This is a genomic window from Tardiphaga sp. 841_E9_N1_2, assembly GCF_051811065.1.
In the GTDB taxonomy this organism is placed as follows: Bacteria; Pseudomonadota; Alphaproteobacteria; order Rhizobiales; family Xanthobacteraceae; genus Tardiphaga; species Tardiphaga robiniae.
Genome location: NZ_JBPWQC010000001.1, coordinates 2,148,096 through 2,168,522 on the forward strand (window position 1 = coordinate 2,148,096; position 20,427 = coordinate 2,168,522).

24 protein-coding genes are annotated in these 20,427 nt (G+C 61.5%); 5 read left to right on the forward strand and 19 right to left on the reverse strand.

From position 1 onward, the window contains the following. Positions 1 to 196: 196 nt before the first annotated feature. Together AB8A50_RS10375 and AB8A50_RS10380 are read left to right on the forward strand one after the other, a co-directional pair. On the forward strand, positions 197 to 1,342 hold the full coding sequence (locus tag AB8A50_RS10375) for a GGDEF domain-containing protein (protein WP_309945020.1): 1,146 nt from the start codon (positions 197 to 199) through the stop codon (positions 1,340 to 1,342). Between the two features lie 73 nt (positions 1,343 to 1,415). After that, complete coding sequence (locus AB8A50_RS10380; RefSeq protein WP_439077593.1) at positions 1,416 to 1,688, forward strand: hypothetical protein; 273 nt, start codon at positions 1,416 to 1,418, stop codon at positions 1,686 to 1,688. A gap of 8 nt (positions 1,689 to 1,696) precedes the next feature. Here the strand turns inward: AB8A50_RS10380 and AB8A50_RS10385 are convergent, their stop codons facing one another. The 4 genes from AB8A50_RS10385 to argE are packed head-to-tail and all read right to left on the reverse strand — an operon-like array spanning position 1,697 to position 4,973. Then, positions 1,697 to 2,305, reverse strand: coding sequence for a glutathione S-transferase (locus tag AB8A50_RS10385; RefSeq protein WP_439079954.1), 609 nt, complete (start codon positions 2,303 to 2,305; stop codon positions 1,697 to 1,699). An 8-nt stretch (positions 2,306 to 2,313) separates the two neighbouring features. Further along, positions 2,314 to 2,739, reverse strand: coding sequence for a GlcG/HbpS family heme-binding protein (locus AB8A50_RS10390; protein ID WP_439077594.1), 426 nt, complete (start codon positions 2,737 to 2,739; stop codon positions 2,314 to 2,316). A 48-nt stretch (positions 2,740 to 2,787) separates the two neighbouring features. After that, positions 2,788 to 3,798 (reverse strand): NAD(P)H-quinone oxidoreductase, encoded by a 1,011-nt coding sequence (locus AB8A50_RS10395; protein ID WP_439077595.1) that lies wholly within the window; start codon positions 3,796 to 3,798, stop codon positions 2,788 to 2,790. After that, positions 3,795 to 4,973 (reverse strand): acetylornithine deacetylase, encoded by a 1,179-nt coding sequence (gene argE, locus AB8A50_RS10400; RefSeq protein ID WP_439077596.1) that lies wholly within the window; start codon positions 4,971 to 4,973, stop codon positions 3,795 to 3,797. The genes AB8A50_RS10395 and argE overlap by 4 nt, the downstream gene beginning before the upstream one ends. A 39-nt stretch (positions 4,974 to 5,012) precedes the next feature. Here argE and AB8A50_RS10405 point away from each other — a divergent pair, with 39 nt between their 5' ends. Then, on the forward strand, positions 5,013 to 5,666 hold the full coding sequence (locus tag AB8A50_RS10405; protein WP_439077597.1) for a DUF1028 domain-containing protein: 654 nt from the start codon (positions 5,013 to 5,015) through the stop codon (positions 5,664 to 5,666). Between the two features lie 11 nt (positions 5,667 to 5,677). Here the strand turns inward: AB8A50_RS10405 and AB8A50_RS10410 are convergent, their stop codons facing one another. From AB8A50_RS10410 to AB8A50_RS10440, 7 genes are all read right to left on the reverse strand, one after another. After that, positions 5,678 to 6,826, reverse strand: a complete 1,149-nt coding sequence (locus tag AB8A50_RS10410) for an ABC transporter ATP-binding protein (protein ID WP_439077598.1) — start codon at positions 6,824 to 6,826, stop codon at positions 5,678 to 5,680. Then, positions 6,810 to 7,625, reverse strand: a complete 816-nt coding sequence (locus tag AB8A50_RS10415; RefSeq protein WP_089264767.1) for an ABC transporter permease — start codon at positions 7,623 to 7,625, stop codon at positions 6,810 to 6,812. The genes AB8A50_RS10410 and AB8A50_RS10415 overlap by 17 nt, the downstream gene beginning before the upstream one ends. After that, the gene (locus tag AB8A50_RS10420; RefSeq protein WP_093762116.1) at positions 7,622 to 8,476 is read right to left on the reverse strand and encodes an ABC transporter permease; all 855 of its coding nucleotides are present in this window, start codon (positions 8,474 to 8,476) and stop codon (positions 7,622 to 7,624) included. Before AB8A50_RS10420 ends, AB8A50_RS10415 begins: the two co-directional genes overlap by 4 nt. 78 nt (positions 8,477 to 8,554) lie before the next feature. After that, positions 8,555 to 9,592, reverse strand: a complete 1,038-nt coding sequence (locus tag AB8A50_RS10425) for an ABC transporter substrate-binding protein (RefSeq protein WP_116661736.1) — start codon at positions 9,590 to 9,592, stop codon at positions 8,555 to 8,557. 175 nt (positions 9,593 to 9,767) lie between these two features. Continuing rightward, complete coding sequence (locus AB8A50_RS10430; protein ID WP_089264770.1) at positions 9,768 to 10,178, reverse strand: RidA family protein; 411 nt, start codon at positions 10,176 to 10,178, stop codon at positions 9,768 to 9,770. Between the two features lie 11 nt (positions 10,179 to 10,189). After that, positions 10,190 to 10,693, reverse strand: a complete 504-nt coding sequence (locus AB8A50_RS10435; protein ID WP_093762112.1) for a flavin reductase family protein — start codon at positions 10,691 to 10,693, stop codon at positions 10,190 to 10,192. Beyond that, positions 10,690 to 12,150: a 4-hydroxyphenylacetate 3-hydroxylase family protein gene (locus AB8A50_RS10440; RefSeq protein ID WP_089264772.1), complete on the reverse strand. Its 1,461-nt coding sequence runs from the start codon at positions 12,148 to 12,150 to the stop codon at positions 10,690 to 10,692. The genes AB8A50_RS10435 and AB8A50_RS10440 overlap by 4 nt, the downstream gene beginning before the upstream one ends. 91 nt (positions 12,151 to 12,241) lie before the next feature. Here AB8A50_RS10440 and AB8A50_RS10445 point away from each other — a divergent pair, with 91 nt between their 5' ends. Next, the gene (locus AB8A50_RS10445) at positions 12,242 to 13,189 is read left to right on the forward strand and encodes a LysR family transcriptional regulator (protein ID WP_068732018.1); all 948 of its coding nucleotides are present in this window, start codon (positions 12,242 to 12,244) and stop codon (positions 13,187 to 13,189) included. Here AB8A50_RS10445 and AB8A50_RS10450 read toward each other — a convergent pair. Further along, positions 13,157 to 13,753 carry an NAD(P)-dependent oxidoreductase gene (locus AB8A50_RS10450; protein WP_439077599.1) on the reverse strand — a complete coding sequence of 199 codons (597 nt, stop codon included), beginning with the start codon at positions 13,751 to 13,753 and terminating at the stop codon, positions 13,157 to 13,159. The two genes, AB8A50_RS10445 and AB8A50_RS10450, sit on opposite strands and share 33 nt — an antisense overlap. Between AB8A50_RS10450 and AB8A50_RS10455 the strand changes: the two genes are divergently transcribed. Then, positions 13,752 to 14,066, forward strand: a complete 315-nt coding sequence (locus tag AB8A50_RS10455) for a hypothetical protein (RefSeq protein WP_439077600.1) — start codon at positions 13,752 to 13,754, stop codon at positions 14,064 to 14,066. The genes AB8A50_RS10450 and AB8A50_RS10455 overlap by 2 nt on opposite strands. Positions 14,067 to 14,068: 2 nt before the next feature. On the opposite strand, the gene AB8A50_RS10460 is transcribed toward AB8A50_RS10455, so the two are convergent. From AB8A50_RS10460 to soxY, 7 genes are all read right to left on the reverse strand, one after another. Continuing rightward, positions 14,069 to 14,524 carry a type II 3-dehydroquinate dehydratase gene (locus AB8A50_RS10460; protein WP_439077601.1) on the reverse strand — a complete coding sequence of 152 codons (456 nt, stop codon included), beginning with the start codon at positions 14,522 to 14,524 and terminating at the stop codon, positions 14,069 to 14,071. Positions 14,525 to 15,299: 775 nt separating this feature from the next. Beyond that, a complete protein-coding gene (locus AB8A50_RS10465) occupies positions 15,300 to 15,689 on the reverse strand; it encodes a c-type cytochrome (protein ID WP_439077602.1) in 390 nt (129 codons plus the stop codon). A 70-nt stretch (positions 15,690 to 15,759) separates the two neighbouring features. Then, a complete protein-coding gene (locus AB8A50_RS10470; RefSeq protein WP_439077603.1) occupies positions 15,760 to 16,461 on the reverse strand; it encodes a c-type cytochrome in 702 nt (233 codons plus the stop codon). Continuing rightward, positions 16,445 to 17,725 (reverse strand): sulfite dehydrogenase, encoded by a 1,281-nt coding sequence (gene soxC / locus AB8A50_RS10475; RefSeq protein WP_439077604.1) that lies wholly within the window; start codon positions 17,723 to 17,725, stop codon positions 16,445 to 16,447. Before soxC ends, AB8A50_RS10470 begins: the two co-directional genes overlap by 17 nt. Positions 17,726 to 17,766: 41 nt before the next feature. Next, positions 17,767 to 19,464: a thiosulfohydrolase SoxB gene (gene soxB, locus AB8A50_RS10480; RefSeq protein ID WP_439077605.1), complete on the reverse strand. Its 1,698-nt coding sequence runs from the start codon at positions 19,462 to 19,464 to the stop codon at positions 17,767 to 17,769. Between the two features lie 103 nt (positions 19,465 to 19,567). Next, positions 19,568 to 19,897 carry a thiosulfate oxidation carrier complex protein SoxZ gene (gene soxZ, locus AB8A50_RS10485; RefSeq protein WP_439077606.1) on the reverse strand — a complete coding sequence of 110 codons (330 nt, stop codon included), beginning with the start codon at positions 19,895 to 19,897 and terminating at the stop codon, positions 19,568 to 19,570. 48 nt (positions 19,898 to 19,945) lie between these two features. Continuing rightward, positions 19,946 to 20,410, reverse strand: a complete 465-nt coding sequence (gene soxY / locus AB8A50_RS10490; RefSeq protein ID WP_068732003.1) for a thiosulfate oxidation carrier protein SoxY — start codon at positions 20,408 to 20,410, stop codon at positions 19,946 to 19,948. Between the last annotated feature and the right edge of the window lie 17 nt (positions 20,411 to 20,427).

Sequence of the window (20,427 nt, forward strand, 5' to 3'; positions counted from 1 at the left end):
AAGAAAACGCCGACGGCTGCGTCTCGTTCCGGCACAAATCGTCGCAAAAAAACGGCTTACGACGATCTCCGGACATCCCGTCCACAGGCCTGGTAACGCTTTGCTCACCATACAAAATGGGTGGCCCCGACCGCGATCGGTGGTAAGTGGGTGCTGCTTATTGCGCATCAAATAAATTACACCGCGTTCGGACATCATGTTGCTAGATCAGTCCTCCATCTTCGCAGCGATCGGACTCTCGAGCGCGGCGCTCGCGCTCACATTGCTCGCCACCTGGCTCGTCGCGCGATCCGAGACCTATCTGCTGACTTGGTCGATCGGTCTCGCGACCACGGTCGTTGCCGTCATCATCTATGCAGGCTTCGAACAATATGATTCGAGGCTACAGCTCGCTGCATTCATATTGCTGCTTGTCGGCTTCGGGGTGATCTATGCGGGCACCACGCAATTTTGCTCGAACCAGGCCCATTGGATCCGCGCCGCCCTCGTCACCACTGCAGGGCTCGTTCCGATGATCATAGGCTTTGCGCTTGGTTACACCGGCACCGGCACGATGGCCGCGAATTTTGGCACGGGCCTTCTCGTTGCGCTCTCGGCTGCGCAATATTGGCACGCGCGCGCCGAAGCACCGCTGCTGATGGTCGCAAATGCGTTGCTTTATCTCGTCACGGCCGCATCGTTCGTGGCTTGCGGTGCCGAACTCTTGCGTACCGGGCAATTCGTGCTGACCGATCGACCGATGAATTGGGCAGAACAGTTCAATTCACTGATGGTGATCGTCGGTCTGACCGGGATCGGTGCGCTGTCACTGACGATCAACCAGATCCGGACGTCGAACCGGCATAAATCCGATGCCATGACCGATCCTTTGACCGGCCTGCTCAATCGGCGCGCGCTGTTTGGCGAAAAGGTAACGGAGACAGCATCCAACACCGCAATTCTGGTGATGGATCTCGATCACTTCAAAACGATCAACGATCGGTTCGGCCACGCCGCCGGCGACCGCGTGCTGCGGGCCTTTGCTGAAGTGATCTTCTCGAACATTCGCGCCGAAGACGTTGCCGCGCGTCTGGGCGGCGAGGAATTCTGCATTGTCCTATCCGCGTCGAGCCCAAAAGCAGCGGCCGCTGTCGCCGAGCGCATCCGATCAACGCTGGAGACAAAGACGTTCCCGACTTCCGCCGGTGTTATCCACGCCACGGTCAGCGTGGGAATCGCGATCCGGTCAGCCGAGCCTGAAACACTGCAGGCATTGCTTAGCCGGGCCGATGCGGCGCTCTACCAAGCCAAGGCGGCGGGCCGAAATCGCGTGCAGATTTCTGATTTTCATCTGGCCGCCTGAGTCGCGCGACGCCCGGTTCCACGAAAAATTAAGCACTGGCTGGCAGCGTAAGGTTTTTCGGCAGAATGCCCCGATGCCCGGTCAGAAAACCATTGCCATAGAGACGCTCAATCTGCTGCGCGCCTCAGAACCGCTCCCGAACGACAGCCACCTCAAGGCGGCGTCGATCGTCGCTTTTCCGCTCGGCCCCATCGAGGTCGAGCAAATCACGCCACGGTTCTTCGCCTCCTTCGCCATCGAGAGCCTACTGCGCTCGATCTGCTATCGCGAAGAACAGTGGTTGATCGAAGCCCGGCACACCCATGCGATGCGGATGACGCTGAACTGGGTCGAGGCTGAAAGCTGACGACAAAATTATCCCTCGGCCGGAACCGTATCTTGCAATGACGGCCGCTCCGACACGGCTGCGAACCAGTCGGTCAGGGCCGGCCGCGAGCTGCGCCAGTCGAATGATGCGAAACGAAAATCCAGATAGCCGAGCGCGCAGGCGATGGTGAGGCTGCCGATGCTGACGCGGGCGCCGAACGATGCGACAGAGTTTTCCATCTCATCGAGCGCCGCAGCGATCTTGACCATCTGACCATCGATCCACTCCGCTGATCTGATCTCGTCGCTCCGGCAGGTATTCTCGTAGCGCGTGAGTAGCGCCGCATCGAGCAGGCCATCACCGAGCGCTTGCTCGGTGAGCACCTTCCAACGCTCAGGCCCGCGCGGAAACAGCGAACCGTGTCCGAGGTCATCGAGATATTCGCAAATCACCCGGCTGTCGAACAGCAGCGTACCATCCGCCAGCTTCGCCGCCGGCACCTTGGCGAGCGGGTTGAAACTTGCGATCCGCGCGTCGCGCTTCAACGGATGCGCTGCACTCGGCAGCCGCGTGACGCGACCGGCCAATCCCAGTTCGATCGCGCAAGCCATCACCTTGCGCACATAGGGCGATGTCGGCGCGTAGAACAGTTCGATCCTGTCGCTCATGGCTTCTGATCCTCCGCGTCGATGGCCGCCAGCGCGGCACGCGCGACTTCGACATCCTGCGCGCCGGTGCCCGACCCGACGCCGACCGCCCCGACACATTGGCCAGCAATCACGATGGGCAGCCCGCCTTCGAGATTGGTCAGGCGGCCGCCGCCTGCGATGGCCAGCTTGATCTCGTCGGCGGGATTGAGCCGCGATGTCGGCTGCCGATGCGATGCGGCCGTAATGGCCTTGGACATCGATGTTTCCCGCGACAGCAATTTGGCGCCGTCCATCCGAACAAACGCCAGAAGATTGCCGCCGTCGTCGACGATGGTGATGTTCTGCGCGACACCGAGCTCGTCCGCCTTGGCAACGGCACCCGCCAAAGCTTTGAGCGCGCCTTCATGTGTCAGCTTGAGAGAGGGCTTAGTCGTCGCCATTAGATAGCTCCAGTATCGACATGTAGCATTTGCGTTCGACAGCGCCGCTCATGAGGCAGCGCCGGCCGGCAGCAGCAGCACTTTGCCGATGTTTTCATTGGCTTCCAGAATGCGGTGAGCTTGCGCTGCATCTCCGAGAGGCAACTGGCGCCAGATCAGCGGCCTCACTACGCCGGATGCCACCAGCGGCAGCACCTCGGCGCGGAGCGCGGCAGCGATTGCGGTCTTCTCCTCGTCGGACTTCGGCCGCAGCGTCGACGACGTCAGATACAATCCCTTCCGCATCACCAGTCCGAGATCGATCGGCACCACGCCGCCTTCCATGAAGGACAGGCTGACGTGCCGTCCGCCGGATGCCAGCACATCGAGATTGCGCGCCACATAGGAGCCACCGACGATGTCGAGCACGACATCGACGCCGCGCCCGCTTGTGGCGTCGCGCGCTGCGACAACGAAGTCGTCGGTACGATAGTTGATGGCGACGGCGCCGAGCGCTTCCACCGCCTTCTTCTTGGCATCGCTGCCCACGGTCGCGATCGCCGTCGCACCGCGAGCGATGGCCATGCGGATCGCGATGGTGCCGACGCCACTGGCACCGCCATGCACCAACACGGTCTCGCCCTTCGACAACCGGCCGCGTTCGAACAGATTGTGCCAGACAGTGAACAGCGCTTCGGGCAATGCCGCCGCCTGCTCCATCGTCAGCCCCTCGGGCACCGCAAGACAATGCGACGCCTTGGCGATGCAATAGCGCGCATAGCCGCCACCCTTGACCAGCGCCATCACCACCTGCCCCTGCAAAGCAGCGTCGCCACCGATCACGCGGCCGGCGACTTCGAGACCGAGCACGTCAGTGACACCCGGCGGCAGCGGCACGGCACCGCTTCGCTGCATCAGGTCCGGACGATTGACGCCGGCTGCGGCGACTTCGATCAGCACTTCGCCAGGACCGGGCACCGGCACCGGTCGTTCGACTTGCGCCAGAACGTCAGGACCGCCTGCTTGCGTTGCGATGATCGCCTGCATGGTCGACATGATCGTCGACACTTCGTTCTTCATGATACGCGTATCCACTCTTCACTCGGCCGACGCAGCAAATCCGCCAGCCTGTCCATCATCGCGTTTGCGGCTGCGAGTTCGTCGAAGCCGATCCACTCGTCGGCTTTGTGCCCCCGCGCCATATCGCCGGGTCCGCAGACCAGCGTCGGAATCCCCGCCTCTGCGTAGAGGCCGGCCTCGGTACCGAAGGCGACTGTGGTTGCGGGTTGCGTATCGCCTGCCATTCTTGCGACCAGACGCGTCACAGCTGCGTCGGCGGCAGTATCGAGCCCGGGATAGGCCGACAGTTCCTCGGAGACGATGTCAGCTTCCGGCGCATTGGCGCGGAGCCGATCGCGCTCGCGTGCAACCACCTCATCGATCCGTGCGAGAATTTCGCCCGCGTCACGGCCGGGCATCGTGCGGATCTCGTATTCCAGCGCGGCCCGTTCCGGCACCAGATTGACCATGCTGCCGCCATGCAGCGAGCCAACGTGAATGGTCGTGTATGGCGGATCGAACGCCGCATCGCCGCCGCGCGCGACTTCCTCATCAGCGAAGGCACGCAGCGTATGCGCGATCGCAACGCCCGCATCGACCGCATTGGCCGCACGATGCGGCATCGCCGAATGACCGGTACGGCCTGTTACTGTCAGGCGACGCGCGACCTTGCCCTTGTGCGCGCGCACGACGCGCATCGTGGTTGGCTCACCCACGATGGCGAGCGCCGGTGGCACGAGGGACTGCATCAGCGCACGCACGAGATCGGGGGCACCGCGGCATCCGACTTCCTCGTCATAGGAAAACGCAAGATGCACGGGCGCGGCAGTTGCCGCGTCCTTCAACCGCGGCACGCTTGCGAGAACGACGGCGAGAAAGCCCTTCATGTCGGTCGCGCCGCGACCATAGACGCGCTCATCGCGGATTACGCCGGCGAATGGCGGCACGGTCCAGGCCTGCCCCTCCACCGGCACCACATCCGTATGCGCCGACAGGACCACACCGGGACGATCCACGGGACCGATAGTCGCGAGCAACGACGCCTTGCAGCCATCAGGCGACGGCACGCGGCGCGAAGACACGCCCGACGACGCAAGTATCCGCTCGATATACGCGATGATATCGAGATTCGAATTCGCACTTATACTTTCGATACTGATTAGTTCGCAAAGTATTTGAGCTATCTTCTCGATCATCTATACTACCAATACTTTTACGATTGCAGGAGCATCACGATGACCTATTCCATCTCGGCACGCTGTCCGGAGACCGGCGCGTTCGGCATTGCCATTACGTCGTCGAGCATTGCCGTGCCGGCGCGCTGCGCCTGGGTGGGACCGCTCGGCCTCGTGGTGTCGCAGAATGTCACTGATCCGTCGCTCGGCCCGACCGGCCTTGCACTGCTGCGTCAGGGCCTCGGCGCGGGTGCCGTCCTTAACAATCTCACGCTCGGCACGCCGCAGCCCGCATGGCGGCAGGTCGGTGTGATCGATCGCTACGGCCAGGTGGCGTGGCATTCCGGCGCGCAGGCGCTGCCGATCGTTGGCATTGCGCAGGGCAATGGTTGTCTCGCGATGGGCAATCTGCTGGTCGATGAAAAAGTCCCGAGCGTGATGATCGCAAAGTTCGAAGCTACGGCCGGACAGCCGCTGGCGGAGCGATTGCTGTCGGCGCTGGAAGCCGGCCTCGATGCCGGCGGCGAGACCGACGACGAACATGCGGCGGGCCTGCATGTCGCCCACATGTTTGACTGGCCGGTGGTCGACCTGCGTGTCGACTGGCACGACGCTCCGATTGGTGAACTCCGCGCACTGTGGGAGCGCTATCGACCGCAGCAGAAGGACTATGTCGCACGCGCGATGAATCCCGGCGCCGCGCCGTCGTTCTAGACGCGACCGCCTCACGCCGCCTCGCCTGGCGGAAACGCCACGATATCGTCGGAGCCGATGGTCAATCCGATCTCGGCTCCGACCGGACAGGACGACAGCGCCGCAATGCCCGGCGAACGCAGCAGGATGCGCTCGCCCGCACTGCCGGGCGCGTCGATATAGAGATCGACATGACCGCCTTGAAACACCTGCGTCGTCACGGTGCCGGGCAGCGATCCCGAAGCGCCGCGCGACGTGACGGCGAGATGCTCCGGCCGCACGAAGACATCCACGGCATCGCCGATCGAAAGCGCGGCAATCGGCGCCGCAGGAACGTCGGCGCTGATGTCGCCGACCGAAACGACCGCGACATCGCCGCGCTTCTCGACAAGGCGCCCGTTGAGGATATTGGCATCGCCGACAAAGGACGCGACGAAGCGATCGGCCGGACGGCGATAGATATCGTCGGGTGCCGCGATCTGGCGGATGCGCCCGGCCGACATCACCGCGATACGATCCGACATCGACAGCGCCTCACCCTGATCATGCGTCACGAAGATCGTGGTGACGCCGAGCTCGCGCTGGATCTGCTTGAGCTCGACCTGCATCGAGCCGCGCAGATTCTTGTCGAGCGCCGAGAACGGCTCGTCGAGCAACAGCACCTTCGGCTTGATCACCAGGGCCCGCGCAAGCGCGACGCGCTGCTGCTGACCGCCTGACAGCTGTTTGGGCTTGCGGTCGGCGAAGCCCGACAGCTTGACCAGCGCCAGCGCCTCGTCGACGCGGCGCGCGATCTCCCTCTTCTCGACGCCGCGGGTCTTCAATCCGTAAGCCACGTTCTTGGCGACGCTCATATGCGGGAACAGCGCATAGTTCTGGAACACGATGCCGATCTCACGCATATGCGCGGGCGTCTCCGTGACCAGATCGCCGTCGATGAAGATCTCGCCATTATCGGCTTCGAGGAAGCCGGCAACCAGATTGAGCAGCGTCGTCTTTCCGCAGCCGGATGGGCCCAGCAGAGTCATGAACTCGCTCGGCCGGATCTTCAGCCAGGCCTCATGCAGCGCCATGGAATCGCCGAAGCGCTTGGTGACGCCGTCGAGCTGCACCGCCGGACGAATCTTGTCGCTCGCCGCGGCTGGCGTGTGTGCCGTCATTGGATCAGTGCGCATCAACATTCAGGATTTTCCCGAGGCCCAGGAAGGAATTGGCGATCGTGAGCAAGGTTGCGGTCACGACGATGTAGATGACCGACAGCGCGGCCAGCGTGGGGTCCGCGAATTCGCGGACATAATTGTACATGGCGACCGGTAGCGTCTGCGTGGCCTGGCTGCTGACGAACAAAGTAGCCGTGAATTCGTTGAAGGACAGGATCGCCGCGAACAGCCAGCCGCTGAGCAAGCCCGGAATCAACAGGGGGATCGTCACCGTGAACAGGATCCGCAGCGGCGTGGCACCGAGACTGGACGCCGCCAGCTCCAGGCGCGTATCAAGATTTTCCAGCGAGATGTAAGTGCTGCGCATCACGAAAGGCAGCACCATCACCACATGGGCGAAGATGACGAGCGGAAAGCCGCGGCCGATCCCCGTCTGCGAGGCGAGGATGAGAATGCCAAGACCGACGGTGTAATGCGGGATGATCAGCGGCGACAGCAGAATGCCTTCGAGAAAATCCCTGAGCGCGAATTTGTAGCGATGAATGGCAAAGGCAAAGGCCGATCCCACGACCACCGCGATGCTGGATGCCCAGACCGTCACCGTCAGGCCATTCCAGAACCCCTTCGCGAAATCGGCATAGGAAAACGCACGATAGAACCAGCGCAGCGACCATGACTGCGGCGGAAATTGCAGGATCGCACGATCGTTGAATGCCGAGATCGCTACGACAACGCCGGGCAACAGCACGAATAGGAGAATGGCGGCGACGAGGACGCGGCCCGACCAGCGCAGCGCAAGGGTTGCAGGTGAACGTTTCATGTGGTGCCCGCCATGCGTTCGAGCGGGCTCGCAGCCTTCTTCAGCAGCGCGATCACAGCCAGCGACAGCGCGAGGCCAATGATGGACAGGCTGGCGGCGAAAGGGAAATTGAACGACGAGAAGCCGAGCTGATAGATCAGCGTCGATACGGTGGCGACACGACCGCCGCCGATCAGTTGCGGCGTTGCAAAGGCGCTGAAGGTCCAGGCAAAGGCGGTTGAGAATCCGGCAACGATGCCGGGCATCGACAGCGGCAGCGTGATGGTCATGAAGATGCGGATCGGACCCGCGCCGAGACTTTCGGCCGCCTTCTCGTAATTGCGATCGATATGCGACAGCGCCGCGGCCAGCATGATGACCATGATCGGCATGGTCACATGCACCAAGGCCGCAATCACGCCGCCCGAGGTAAACATCATCCGCAACGGGCGATCCACCAGGCCGAGCTTGAGCAGCAGCGTGTTCAGAAATCCGTTATTGCCGAGCACGATCATCCAGGAATAGGTCCGCACCACCTCGCCGAGAAACAGCGGCGTGACCGACACGATCAGGATGAAGGAGCGCAGCGCGGAGCTGTTGGTGCGCGTCAACGCATAGGCTAGCGGATAGGCAAGCAGCAGCGTGAACACCGCCGTCTCGAAACAGATCAGCACCGTATTCCAGAATGCCAGTGCGTAAAGCGGCCGCAGCATGGCTTCGAAATTGGCCCAGGTGAAGCCACCGACTTCGAGCGTGCCTGGAATATAGGCCCGCACGCTGTACTGAAACACAGCCAGCATCGCCGCGATCAGCCCCACAGCAACGAGGCCGGCCGGCGAGACAAACCATCCCAGAAATGGACGTGTGTTCATGGACAAACTCGAAGTGGGCGAACGTGACGTCATGGACCGCGATCCGGCGGTAGCAGCCGGATCGCGACTAGAACTCTTTTACGGAGCCATGATGTTCTCGGTGAACCACTTGCGCCAGGTGCCGGTCTTCTCGGCACGCAGCTTGGCGTCGATCACCAGCGTCTGCTTCGCCCACTGATCCGCGGTCGTGAACACGCCCGGCAGTGCTGCGATCTCGGGCTTGACCTTGGCGTTGTCCACCACCGGACTGCCCTTCTTCAGTTCGGCGATCTTCGCCTGCACTTCTGGATCGAGCGCAGTGTTGATGAACTTGTAGGCCAGCTCCGCCTTGGTCGAGCCCTTGGTGATGCCCATCGTATCGACGCCGAGAACTGCGCCTTCCTTCGGAATTGCCAGCTTGATCGGCACGCCCTGGGCCTGCATGTAATAGGCGTTCATCGACAGCACGACCTGCACCGGAGTTTCACCCGTCGCGAACAGTTGCTGGCTGTTGGCGTCATTGGTGTAGAATGCCTTGTAGTTCGGCTTCAGCGCTTTCATCTTGGCTTCGCCGACTTCCCAATTCGATGCGTCGCCGCCAGAGAGCTTGGCCGCAACCACCATCACATGGCTCGGATCGAAATCAGGCGACGAGATCATGCCCTTGAGCGCTGGATTCCACAGACCTTCCCAGCTTTCGAAGCTGACACCCTTGGGCAACTGATCGGGCAGATAGCCGATCGTGTAGACATAGGCCCAGGAACCGATGTGATACGGGCTGATCTTGGCCTGCTCGACCAGATGGCTGGCGTTCGGGATCTTCGCCATGTCGAGCTTCTCGAACAGATTGTCGTTGGCATAGAGCCAGCCGACATGGGCCGTCGTGAAGGTAACGTCGCTCTCGGGCTTGGCAGCAGCGAGCTTGGCCTGATTGAGGCGGTCGATGGTGCCGCCGGTGATGTATTCGACCTTCACGCCGGTGTCGGCGGTGAATTTCTTGGCGATCGCTTCATCGATCAGATCGCGGAAACTTCCACCCCAGGTGCTGACCACCAGCTTCTCCTGGGCGGATGCCTGCCCGCCGATCGCGAGCGTCGACAGCAACATCAATGCAGTAAACTTCAAGGCGCGCTTCATCTCGAAACCTCACAAGGATTATGACCCAGAAAGAAAAGCAAGCATCGTGCCAGACGATTGATTTACCTCAAGAATTTCCGCCGGACGGGCGCGCGCATCCGCACTCATCGATCATGCGAAGGATGAAGCCGCAAACGTCCGATTGATCTCTGTAGTGCCGGCGAAAAACGGGTCGTTACGCCGGAATTTCCGCGATGATGTCGATTTCCATCAGGTATTCAGGCTTGGCGAGGCCCTGAACGATAATCCCCGTCGAAACCGGATAGACGCCCTTCAGCCATTTGCCGACGACGCGATAGACCGGCTCGCGATAGGCGCGATCGGTGATGTAGATGACGATCTTCACCACGTCCTCGAGCTTGGAGCCTGCCTCTTCAAGCAGCACCTTGGCGCATGTCATGGCATTCTCGGTCTGCGCAGCGGCATCGCCGATACCGACGATCTTGCCGTCGAGATCCATGGCCGTCTGGCCGCGCACATAAACGGTGTTGTTGGCGCGCACGACCATGCAGACATCGTTGTCGAGCGACTGCTCGGGATAGGCTTCCTTGGTGTTGAACTTGCGAAAACGCTGATGGGTGGTCATGGAGCAGATCCTCAGGCGGCGAGACGACGGAATGTGCGATCGGAGAAGATCAGGGGCAGCGCAGCTTGGTTGCGAACGTTCAGCACCTCGCCCGCGACGATGCGATGCGAGCCGAAATCGAACACGCTGGCGACGCGGCAATCGAAATTGCACAACGCGCCATCGAGCGCAGGCGCGCCGGTCAGCAGTTCCGACCAGTCACCGGCAAGAAAACGGTTGTCGCGCAGTTCAGGGATCAACCCGGCGAAGCTGTTGGCAACACGCTCCTGCGTATCAGACAGAATGTTGGCGACGAACACGCCATTGGCCAGCAACTTTTCGAGATGGCGATTGTCGCGGTGAACGCTGAATACAACCGATGGCGGCTCCATTGACAGTGAACACAGCGACGACACCGTGACGCCCGCGCGGCCCGCTTCGCCATCCGTTGTCACCACCGCCACGCCCGAGGCCGTCATCCGCATGGCGTCGCGGAAGATATCGACCTCGACCAGCGGATGCGCCGCAGCGCTCATGATTTCACCCCGTCGATACGGTCGGACAGCCCGGCCGACTTCTTCACGAAATCCAGCGGCCCGGCAAAGTCGAAGCTGTTATAGACCGCCGCCAGATGATTGAAGTGCGGCGCCTGTGCGAATTGCACGAAGGTCAGGCGATGACCGGCATAGTCGGAGTTCAAGAGATCGCGCGCGAAGGCGAGCAGCTTGCGGCGATCGTCGGCCTGCCACTGGTCGTTCAGGGAATAGAACTTGTTGAGCCACTTGCCTGATCCCTCGGCCTCGAACGCATCGGCATTCGGGGTGATGCAGATCTGGCCGCCGCACAGCTCGCGGGCGATATGCATCATCGCCGGAAGCTGCGAACAAGCAAACACGCGGCCGGCATAGAGCATCGACTGCTGCGGCATCAGAAGGCCGCCCGGGCTCTTCTCCGCCATGGCGATCGAGGCGGTGAGATGCGCGTTGATGCCTTCGCGATAGCAGACCAGATCGGCGAGCTTCTCGCGCACCGACTGCAGCTTGTCGAGACCGGTCTGCTTGGCGTTCCACATCGCTGCGCCGATCATCATGTCGGCGGTGTAGAGCAGACGCAGTACATAAGGGAATGCCGAGTAGCGATGCAGCGTCGAACGCACGAACTGCGCAGCGCGGGTATGGCGGTAGAAGAACACGTCTTCCCACGGGATCAGCACGTCGTCGAACACCACCAGCGCCTCGACCTCATCGAAGCGATTTGCAAGCGGATAGTCCTTGGCATTAGCGCTGCTGCGATTGGCGAAGCCGCCGCGGCAGATATGTTTTACGCCCGGCGCACCCATCTTGACGATGCAGCCCACCGCATAGTCGGACAGCTTCTCATTGGCCCAGGCGCCGACGGTCGGCTTCAGATAGGCCTGATCGGCATAAGCCGCCGCGGTCTCGTATTTCGCGCCGCGAATGATGATGCCGGCATCGGTTTCACGGGTGACGTGAACCATCAGGTCCGGATCCTGCTGCTGCGGCGGCAGCGAACGGTCGCCCTTCGGATCGGTGTTGGCCGAGACGTGGAAGATGTCCTTCTCGATCACGGCACGGATGTGATGATCGATATTGGCGGCGAAGCGCGGATCAATCTCGGCCAGCACATCGCGCCCATCGGTCAGCGACCACATCTCGCCGATGGTCTCGTCGCCGACGCGGGTCACGACGCCGCCGATGTCCTTCATGACGTGATCGACGGCCTTGATCTTGTCGTGCCAGTCCTTCTGCTCCGTCGGCGGCTTGTAGAAGACCGAATGTGTCTCGTTGTCTTCAACGTAAGTGAGGTCGGCGGCGTAACGCTCTTCACGCGCCATGTCATACATGCGGGCCTTGACGTCGATGATCGGCTTCAGCGCCGGGTGCGTGGTTACGTCCTTGACGCGCTCGCCATCGATCCAGACCTCGCGGCCATCGCGAATGCCCTGCTTATATTCTTCACCCGTGCGGATCATTGATCGGCTCCTGTTCGACTGGACGACAGGGTGCCGAAGGGCCTATCATAAGGAAAATATTTTTATCTTTGGAGTTGCATAGGAAAACGCGATGAGGTTTTCGCTCCGGGCCCTGCGTTATGTGGTTGAGACGGCCGATGCGGGCAGCGTGACGGAAGCCGCCAAGCGCCTGAACGTGTCGCAGCCCTCGATCTCGGCCGCACTCAGCCAGCTGGAGGCTGAACTCGGCGTCCAGATCTTCATTCGCCATCTCGCCAAGGGCGTGACCCTCTCCCCCGCCGGCCAGCGGCTGGTCAACGACGCGAGATTGCTGCTCGCGCATGCGCGCGATTTTGCCCAGAGCGCCCAGTCGCTTGGCAGCACGCTGCACGGCGAAATCGTGGTCGGCAGCTTCTCGACCCTCGCCACACGCTTCATGCCGGGGCTGCTGTCCGGCTTTCGCGAACGGCAGCCGGGCATCTCGGTAAAACTTGAGGAAGGCGACCAGCAGGAGATCATCGACGGGCTGGTCTCTGGACGGACCGAACTCGCGCTGTCTTATTCCTTTGCCGTCCCCGACGAGATCGTCGGTGAGAAATTCTGCGAGCTGCCACCCTATATCGTGCTGTCGGCGGATCACCCTCTGGCGAACCGGTCGTCGATCAGCCTGACCGAAATGCGCGACGAGCCGTTCATCCTGCTGGACCTGCCGCATTCGCGCGATTACTTCGCCAGCCTGTTTACGGCATCCGGTATCGAGCCGCGTATTTCCTTCCGGACCCGGTCATTCGAGCTGATCCGCGGACTGATCGGGAATGGCCAGGGATATTCGATCCACAATGCCGTGCCGCGCACCACCATCGGCTATGACGGCAGCCGCGTTGCCGTGGTGCCCATCACCGAAAAGCTTCCGGCCACGCATGTGATGGCGCTGCGTCTGAAACGCCACGCGCTGCGACCGGCGGTGCAGACCTTCGCCGACTACGCGCGCGACGCCTTTGCCGTTGGCGGCCAGTTCGCGCCGGGCTCAATAGCCCCGGCGCGGATCGACGCGGCTTAGCAGCTCCTGCCCGGACCGCAGCCGGCGTACATTCTCGCCGATCTGCTGTGCCGCGGAACCCGGCAGCGCCACCGATGCGAGATGCGGCGTGATCAGCACATTGTCCATCGCCCAGAGCGCGCTGTCCGGCGACAGTGGCTCGGAAGCAAACACATCCAGCGTGGCCTCCGCGATATGGCCCGAACGGAGCGCTTCGATCAGCGCCGGCTCATCGACGATGCTACCGCGCGAGACATTGATGAAGACCGCGCCACGCTTCATCTGTGCCAGGCGCTCGGCATTCAGCAGCCCGCGCGTCTGTGGCGTCTGCGGCAGCATGCAGACGAGAATGTCGCTATCGCCCAGGATATCCGGCAACGCGGACAGGCCGGCCGATGTCTCGATGCCCTCCACCGACTTCAAGGTGTTGGACCAGCCGCGCACGCGATAGCCCTGTCGCACGCATTCCAGCGCCGCGGTCAAGCCGAGTTCGCCGAGGCCGAGTACGCCGACAGTGATGTGGATGAATATAGTGCCAGCGATGCTGGCGCTGGGCGCGCTCGAAGGTTGGAATATCGCGCGCATGACGCATCACCGCGAACAACACATAGCCAGCCATCATCCGCGCCATCTTCGGATCCGACAGGCGCGTGATCGGAACCTCCGGCAGGTCGTCACGCCCGACCAGCGCGTCGACGCCGGCGCCGAGATTGACCACGAGCCCGAGATTGGGATAGCGCGCAAAGAAGCCATGTGGCGGCTTCCAGACAAGTGCCTGCCGCACGCTGGCGGGGTCAGCGATATCGTCAGCCTGACGAAGATCGATCCCCTCCGCGGCCAGCACCGCACGCCACGTTTTGAAGTCATCGAGGACGCTGTAGAATGCCATCACCTCTGACGTCATTGCGCGGCCTTTTCGGCGATCAGACGCGACACCGCTGTCAGCGCCAACTCATAGCCGAGTGCGCCGAGCCCGGCGATGACGCCCGTTGCAGCACGCGACACATAGGAGTGATGGCGAAACGGCTCGCGCTTCCAGATATTGCTCATATGCGCCTCGATGATCGGTCCCTCGAAAGCGAGCAACGCATCGAGAATGGGGACCGACGAGTAGGTGAGACCGGCGGCATTGATGACGATCCCCTCGGCCTTCTCCCTCGCCTCCTGGATCCAGTCGACCAAAATGCCTTCATGATTAGACTGACGGAAGTCGATCGTCAGGCCGAGTGACGCCGCGTGATCTTCACAGCGCTTCTTGATCGAGACGAAACTTTCACGGCCATAGGTACCGCTTTTGTCCAGCCCATAAAGATTGGCATTGGGACCATTGAGGAAATAGATAACTGGAGACGTCATGGCCGCGCTTTCATCTGTCTGGAGGGCAATCGGGTATTCTTGAGAGGCAAGACCGAACCGTGAGAAAATACCAACGAACGAGTGACGTCGGATGATCCCAGATGCTCATCCCGCCGCCAACAGGACGCCTGCAGCTACGCATCGACGCAGCGCATTCGCAATTTGAACCTTAGAGAGAGCCGCTTCGTTGCAGAAATCGAAAGAACCTATGCGGTTCGACGGATTTCAGTATGGTTCAGAGGTTGCTCTTGCCGTAGGTGAAAAGCCCGAAGGCGGCGTCGTCCGTTGCTGGGTAAAAATGTGCGAGGCGACCAATCGAAACCGGCCGAAAAAGTCGGCCCGGACGACATGCGGTGCACGGTCGGCATGCTAGAGCGTTTTCGAGCGAACTCGGTTCTGCTTCGATCAGAACCGAAAAGGCTCTAGTGCATTGGCGCGTGTTTCAAGGAATCCCTGATTTCGCGCCAGATGTTCACACACCAATTTCTCGCTCTTTGGGTCAACACGTTTCTCAAGATTCACTCTCGCTGACGCCCTATCTCCTTCTACGATCAGCAAGAGTCGTGCCAACAATTGAAATGCTGGATCATCCACTCATCGGATGCCGGCGTACCGTGGGCCAATCATCCAACATTCTGAGCATGGTTATCGGGTGACCAGGACACCACCTTCGATGCAATCTCCAGTCTGCCGATCAGCGGCATCTGGCGAAAACTGCAACGATTTTGTCCGGATCATATCAGGCGAGCTGCTCTCTTAAAAAAACGACAGCGCTTTAGCCGCCCTTCTTGCCGTCCGCCGCGAACTGCTTCAGGAACGCGGTGAGATCCTTGATCTCCTGCTCGTTCTTGATGCCGGCAAAGCTCATCTTGGTGCCGGGGATCTTGCCCTTCGGGTCCTTGATATAGTCGGTGAATACCTGATCATCCCAGGTCAGGCCGGAATTCTTGTTGGCGTCGGAATAATTATAGCCCGCGACAGTGCCGGACTTGCGCCCGAATAGACCGTTCAGGATCGGCCCCACGGTGTTCTTCGCGGTCTCACCGACCTGATGGCAGGCGCGGCACTTGTTGAAGGACTTCTCCCCGGCTGCAACATCCTGCGCCATGGCATCGGTTGTCATCAGTGCGAGCGACAGAGCGAGCAGCGAAAAGCGGAACGTCATCCTGGTCAAACCTCGATTATGGTGATTGTCGTGGCGGGCAAGCGTGGCAACAACGCGCGTCGCCGTCGCACTATTCGACCTTGGGGCCGGACTTGCCGTCAGGCGTGACGTCGATGGCCATAGCCCGCCCGGTGACCTTCGGCGCCGGCCGGCAATCCTTCATGCATGGGGTCTTGTTCCAGAAATGTTTCTCGGACGTCTCGCGATCGTCCTCAAAGAACGCCGCTGCATTAGGCATCTTGATCGACGTAAAATTCTTCTCGTTGAGTTCGAATGTCTCGTCCTTGACGATATCGTTCATGCTGAGAATGTAGGCCGTCAGCGCATAGACCTCGTCATTGGTCAGCGACTGCGCATTGCCGTAAGGCATCGCGCGCTTGATGTAGTCGAACACGGTGGACAGATCAGGCCAGAACGAACCGACGGTCTTGTCCGGCCGGTCCGCCTTCAATGTCCCCGCACCGCCGGCAAGCACCGGCCATCGACCGACACCCTGTCCGAATTCGCCGTGACAGGACGCGCACTTCTCCTGAAACAGATCGTCGCCCTGCTTCACGGTGCCCTTGCCGACCGGAAGACCTCGCCCGTCCGGCCGCACGTCGGTGTCCCAGGCCGCGATTTCCTCAGCGGTGGCCGCCCGGCCCAGCCCGAGCTTCGCAGAGGGCTTGACCACGTCGCGGCCCGCCATCTGCTGGGCAGCGCTTGGCGCACTCGTGCCGCCGAGCAGACATGCCGCCAGCACCAGTGTCAGGGCGTTAGCCGATTTCAACATTTTCAGTCTCCCCGCCCGAACGCACTAGCCAGGTCTGAATGCCGTTATTGTGGTAGATCGAATTGACGCCGCGCACCTTGCGCAGATCGTCCTTCGACGGCTGCACGTAGCCGGTGGAGTCGATGGCGCGGGACTGGATCATCAGCTCCTGTCCGTTCCAGTCGAAATCCACATAGAAGCGCGCCACGGACTTGTCGAAGACCGGGCCATCGATGCGCGCGGTCTGCCAGTTGCGGCCGCCATCCATCGAAACATCAACGCGCTTCACGGTGCCGCGCCCGGACCACGCGAGCCCGCTCAGCACGTTGCGGCCCTTGTGCTTCAATGGCGCCTGCGGCGACGGATTGGTCACTACCGACTTTGCGTCCATCACGAATGTATGCTTGCGGGAATTTCCATCGGCCAGCAGATCCGTATATTTCGACGTCTCCTCGCGAGTCTGCCACGGCTGGTCGCCGGCCTCGATACGACGCAACCACTTGACCCACAGATTGCCTTCCCAGCCGGGAATGACCGCGCGTAGCGGATAGCCCTGTTCCGGACGCAGCGCCTCGCCGTTCATCGCGAAAGCGATCATGACATCGCTCAGCGCCTTCTCGATCGGCAGCGAGCGGTTCATGCCGGCGGAGTCGGCGCCTTCCAGCATCAGCCACTTGGCATTCGGCTTCAGCCCGGCCTCATCCAGCAACACTTTCAGCGGCACGCCAGTATACATCACGTTGTGGATCATGCCGTGGGTGAACTGGCAGCCATTGAGCTGGCTGCCGCGCCATTCCATGCCGGAATTGGCCGCGCATTCGAGGAAGTACACCTTGTTGACACGCGGCATGCGCTTGATGTCGTCCATGGTGAACACCAGCGGCTTGTCCACCAGCCCGTTGATCATCAGGCGATGATCGGCAGGATTGATCTCGGCGACGCCGCCGTGATGACGCTCGAAGCACAGGCCGGACGGCGTGATAATGCCGTCGAGTTCGTGCAGCGGCGTGAAGTTGACCGACGATTCAGCAGAAGCCGTCAGCCAGGGTACGTCGCGGCGGATCACATTCTTCTCGAATTTCGAGGGAGTGCCGTAGGGATGCTTGTCGACGCCATCGCCGAGATAGCGCTGCCAGTCCTGCACATCCGTAATGAGCGCTTCGGATTTTGCCGTCTCACCCGCGAGCGCCGGAATCGCCGAAAGTGCTGCACCGGCACCGGCCAGACCGGCCGCGCCCAGAAAGCGACGGCGATTGAGCGTTTCCGCTGATGTTCGATCAGTCATGCGACAAGCTTTCCTGTCTCTGCAATTCGACGACGCCTGAATCAGGAACCGGTCACCTTGACGGCGGTGCTGGGCTCGATCCTGACGGTCGATACCTTCGCCACATGCGCCGCCACCACGTCCCAGATCGGCGGGCCCTGCGTGTTCTCGTTGATGCTGGCCCAGCCCGAGACCGTGTAGGTCTTGGTGGCTTCGATGGGCTTGCCGGACTTCAGGTGGGTCATCGCGGAAATGCGCGAACCCATCGGCTTGGAAATATCGATCGCGTAGCCCATGCCGCCCATGCGGACCATGTCGCCGCCGCCCTGAAAATACGGGTCGGGGTGGAAGATGTTGTCGGCGACGTCTTCCAACACTTCCTTGATCTGGGTGCCGGTCATCTGGTTGCGATAGCAGTTCGGATAGGTGATCGCGGTGGCGTTGGTGATCTGCTCCCAGGTGATCGCATCGCCTGGGATCAGCGTGCCGCCCCAGCGGAAGCCGGGGGACAGCACGATCTCCGCATCGCGCTCGGACATCATCGCATTGCAGATCAGATCGTCGAAGGTGCCGTTGAAATTGCCGCGGCGATACAGCAGCGAATCCGTCTTGCCGATCTCGCGCGCCAGATCCCCCGCGAAAGGCGCTCTCACCTTCTCCACCAGCGCGGTCATCGCCGGATCGGGGTTGATGGCATCGGCGAAGACCGGCATCAGCTTGAAGCGGACATCCGAGACCTTCTTGTCCTTCACCTCGATATCGAGGCGCGACACGAACTTGCCGTGCGAGCCGGTGGCGACGAGCACCGTATTGCCGACCTTGATCAGGCCTGGCATCGCGTCATGGGTGTGCGCCGTCAGGATGACGTCGAGCCCCTTCACGCGGCCGGCCAGCTTGCGGTCGACATCGAAGCCGTTATGCGACAGCAGCACGACGATGGAGGCACCGGCAGCGCGGGCTTCATCCACCTGCTTCTGGATGTCCTCTTCGCGAATGCCGAACTCCCAGTTCGGGAACATCCAGCGCGGATTGGCGACGGCCGTCCGCGGCAGCGCCTGACCGATTACGGCGATGGTGGCGCCGCCGCGCTCGAACATCTTGCGCGCCTCGAACACCGGCTCCTGCCATTCGTTGTCGCGAATATTCTGCGCCAGGAATGCGAAGGGCGCGGAGTCGGCGATCTGCTTGACGCGTTCGGCGCCATAGGTGAATTCCCAATGGCCGACCATGGCATCAAGCTTCAGGGCCGACATCACATCGACCATGTCCTGCGCCTTGGTCTGCAACGACGTCCAGCTGCCTTGCCAGCTATCGCCGCCGTCCAGCAGCAGCACCTTGTCATCGCCGCGCTCGGCGCGCACGGCGCCGATCAGCGTGGCGATGCGATCCATGCCGCCCATGCGGCCATAGTTCTTCGCAAGCGCAACGAAGTCATCGGCCGTCAGCGCGAAGGCATCGGCCGAGCCAGCGGCGATCTTGAAGTAGTTGCAAAACTCGGCATCCGTAAGATGCGGCGGCATGCCCTTCACTTCGCCGACGCCGAGATTGACCGACGGTTCGCGGAAGTGCAGCGGCATCAGTTGCGCATGGGTATCGGCGACATAAAGGATCGTCACCGTGCCCAGCGGATCGAACCGCAGGATATCGGCCTGTGTCAGGCGCTGCTGTGCCGCAGCCCGACCCAGCGGGCCAAGGCCGCCACCTATCGTCAGCGCAGACGCAGCCGCCGTCGCTTGCAGGAAATCCCGCCTCGATATCATGATCCACCTATGATCCCTTCCGCTATGGAAGGGTGAATGTTCAGAAGAACGTCAGATCCAGGGTCTGCAATTCCAGGATCTGCGATTCAAAGCCTGCAATCCGTCAGGCCACAGTCAGCTTGTTGGTCGTGACATAGTCGGAGCCGTCGTCATCCTTCCAGGTGAAGGTGAACTCGCCGGACTCCGTCGCCTTGTAGAAAAACGACTGATAGGGATTGGCCGAGATGGCGGGATTCCAGTCGGCCTCGAACACCGTCTTGCCGTTGAAGGCGGCGGTGAACTTGTTGATGATCTTGCGCGGCACGACCTTGCCGGCCGCATCCTTGCGCTGGCCGGATTCCATTTCGTGAGAGATCAGCGTCTTGATCTCGATCAGTTCGCCCGGCTTGGCCTGGGTCGGAACGCGAACGCGCGGGGTTGGTTTGGTTGCCATGGAAAAGTCCTCGCCTGATAAATCTGTTCTGTGAACGAAGCCGCGCGACTAGCCGCCGCAGCCGCCGATCGTGACTTTCACATTGGCCTTCGCCATGTGCAGCTTGCCGTTGGACATTTCGGCGATGCAGACGATGTTCTGGGTTTCCGCAAGGCGCATGCGCGTCGAGGCCGAGGCCTTGCCACAGGCAGGCGTGAACCGGTAGCTGACGACGGCCGGCAACGGATTGCCTTCGGCGAACACATGCACCGACTTGACGTAGTCGGCATCGGTCATCGGGCTTTCGATATCGACATTGACCGGGACCACGAGGCCGTTCTCGGCGATCTCGGGCACGTCGAGCTTGATCTTGCCGCTTTCGAATTTCTTGTCGCCATACAGCTTCTTGATTTCGGCGGCGACGGCCTGTTCATCGGCCAACGATAGTCTGGGAGCAAGGATTGCTGCGAGACCGGCGATCGCGGCCATGGCCAGCGTTTCGCGGCGGGTCTTCTCGACCGACTTCAAAATCATGAGTGCTTCCTCCTGCG

Excerpts from the sequence above, each read along its gene's own strand:
- soxB (WP_439077605.1), bottom strand. The coding sequence starts at position 19,464 with ATGATATCGAGGCGGGATTTCCTGCAAGCGACGGCGGCTGCGTCTGCG.
- AB8A50_RS10420 (WP_093762116.1), bottom strand. The coding sequence starts at position 8,476 with ATGAACACACGTCCATTTCTGGGATGGTTTGTCTCGCCGGCCGGCCTC.
- AB8A50_RS10445 (WP_068732018.1), top strand. The coding sequence starts at position 12,242 with ATGAGGTTTTCGCTCCGGGCCCTGCGTTATGTGGTTGAGACGGCCGAT.
- AB8A50_RS10455 (WP_439077600.1), top strand. The coding sequence starts at position 13,752 with ATGACGCATCACCGCGAACAACACATAGCCAGCCATCATCCGCGCCAT.
- AB8A50_RS10425 (WP_116661736.1), bottom strand. The coding sequence starts at position 9,592 with ATGAAGCGCGCCTTGAAGTTTACTGCATTGATGTTGCTGTCGACGCTC.
- AB8A50_RS10450 (WP_439077599.1), bottom strand. The coding sequence starts at position 13,753 with ATGCGCGCGATATTCCAACCTTCGAGCGCGCCCAGCGCCAGCATCGCT.
- AB8A50_RS10380 (WP_439077593.1), top strand. The coding sequence starts at position 1,416 with ATGCCCGGTCAGAAAACCATTGCCATAGAGACGCTCAATCTGCTGCGC.
- AB8A50_RS10405 (WP_439077597.1), top strand. The coding sequence starts at position 5,013 with ATGACCTATTCCATCTCGGCACGCTGTCCGGAGACCGGCGCGTTCGGC.
- argE (WP_439077596.1), bottom strand. The coding sequence starts at position 4,973 with ATGATCGAGAAGATAGCTCAAATACTTTGCGAACTAATCAGTATCGAA.
- AB8A50_RS10430 (WP_089264770.1), bottom strand. The coding sequence starts at position 10,178 with ATGACCACCCATCAGCGTTTTCGCAAGTTCAACACCAAGGAAGCCTAT.
- AB8A50_RS10375 (WP_309945020.1), top strand. The coding sequence starts at position 197 with ATGTTGCTAGATCAGTCCTCCATCTTCGCAGCGATCGGACTCTCGAGC.
- soxY (WP_068732003.1), bottom strand. The coding sequence starts at position 20,410 with ATGATTTTGAAGTCGGTCGAGAAGACCCGCCGCGAAACGCTGGCCATG.
- AB8A50_RS10390 (WP_439077594.1), bottom strand. The coding sequence starts at position 2,739 with ATGGCGACGACTAAGCCCTCTCTCAAGCTGACACATGAAGGCGCGCTC.
- AB8A50_RS10465 (WP_439077602.1), bottom strand. The coding sequence starts at position 15,689 with ATGACGTTCCGCTTTTCGCTGCTCGCTCTGTCGCTCGCACTGATGACA.
- AB8A50_RS10415 (WP_089264767.1), bottom strand. The coding sequence starts at position 7,625 with ATGAAACGTTCACCTGCAACCCTTGCGCTGCGCTGGTCGGGCCGCGTC.
- AB8A50_RS10410 (WP_439077598.1), bottom strand. The coding sequence starts at position 6,826 with ATGTTGATGCGCACTGATCCAATGACGGCACACACGCCAGCCGCGGCG.
- AB8A50_RS10460 (WP_439077601.1), bottom strand. The coding sequence starts at position 14,524 with ATGACGTCTCCAGTTATCTATTTCCTCAATGGTCCCAATGCCAATCTT.
- AB8A50_RS10435 (WP_093762112.1), bottom strand. The coding sequence starts at position 10,693 with ATGAGCGCTGCGGCGCATCCGCTGGTCGAGGTCGATATCTTCCGCGAC.
- soxZ (WP_439077606.1), bottom strand. The coding sequence starts at position 19,897 with ATGGCAACCAAACCAACCCCGCGCGTTCGCGTTCCGACCCAGGCCAAG.
- soxC (WP_439077604.1), bottom strand. The coding sequence starts at position 17,725 with ATGACTGATCGAACATCAGCGGAAACGCTCAATCGCCGTCGCTTTCTG.
- AB8A50_RS10470 (WP_439077603.1), bottom strand. The coding sequence starts at position 16,461 with ATGTTGAAATCGGCTAACGCCCTGACACTGGTGCTGGCGGCATGTCTG.
- AB8A50_RS10440 (WP_089264772.1), bottom strand. The coding sequence starts at position 12,150 with ATGATCCGCACGGGTGAAGAATATAAGCAGGGCATTCGCGATGGCCGC.
- AB8A50_RS10395 (WP_439077595.1), bottom strand. The coding sequence starts at position 3,798 with ATGAAGAACGAAGTGTCGACGATCATGTCGACCATGCAGGCGATCATC.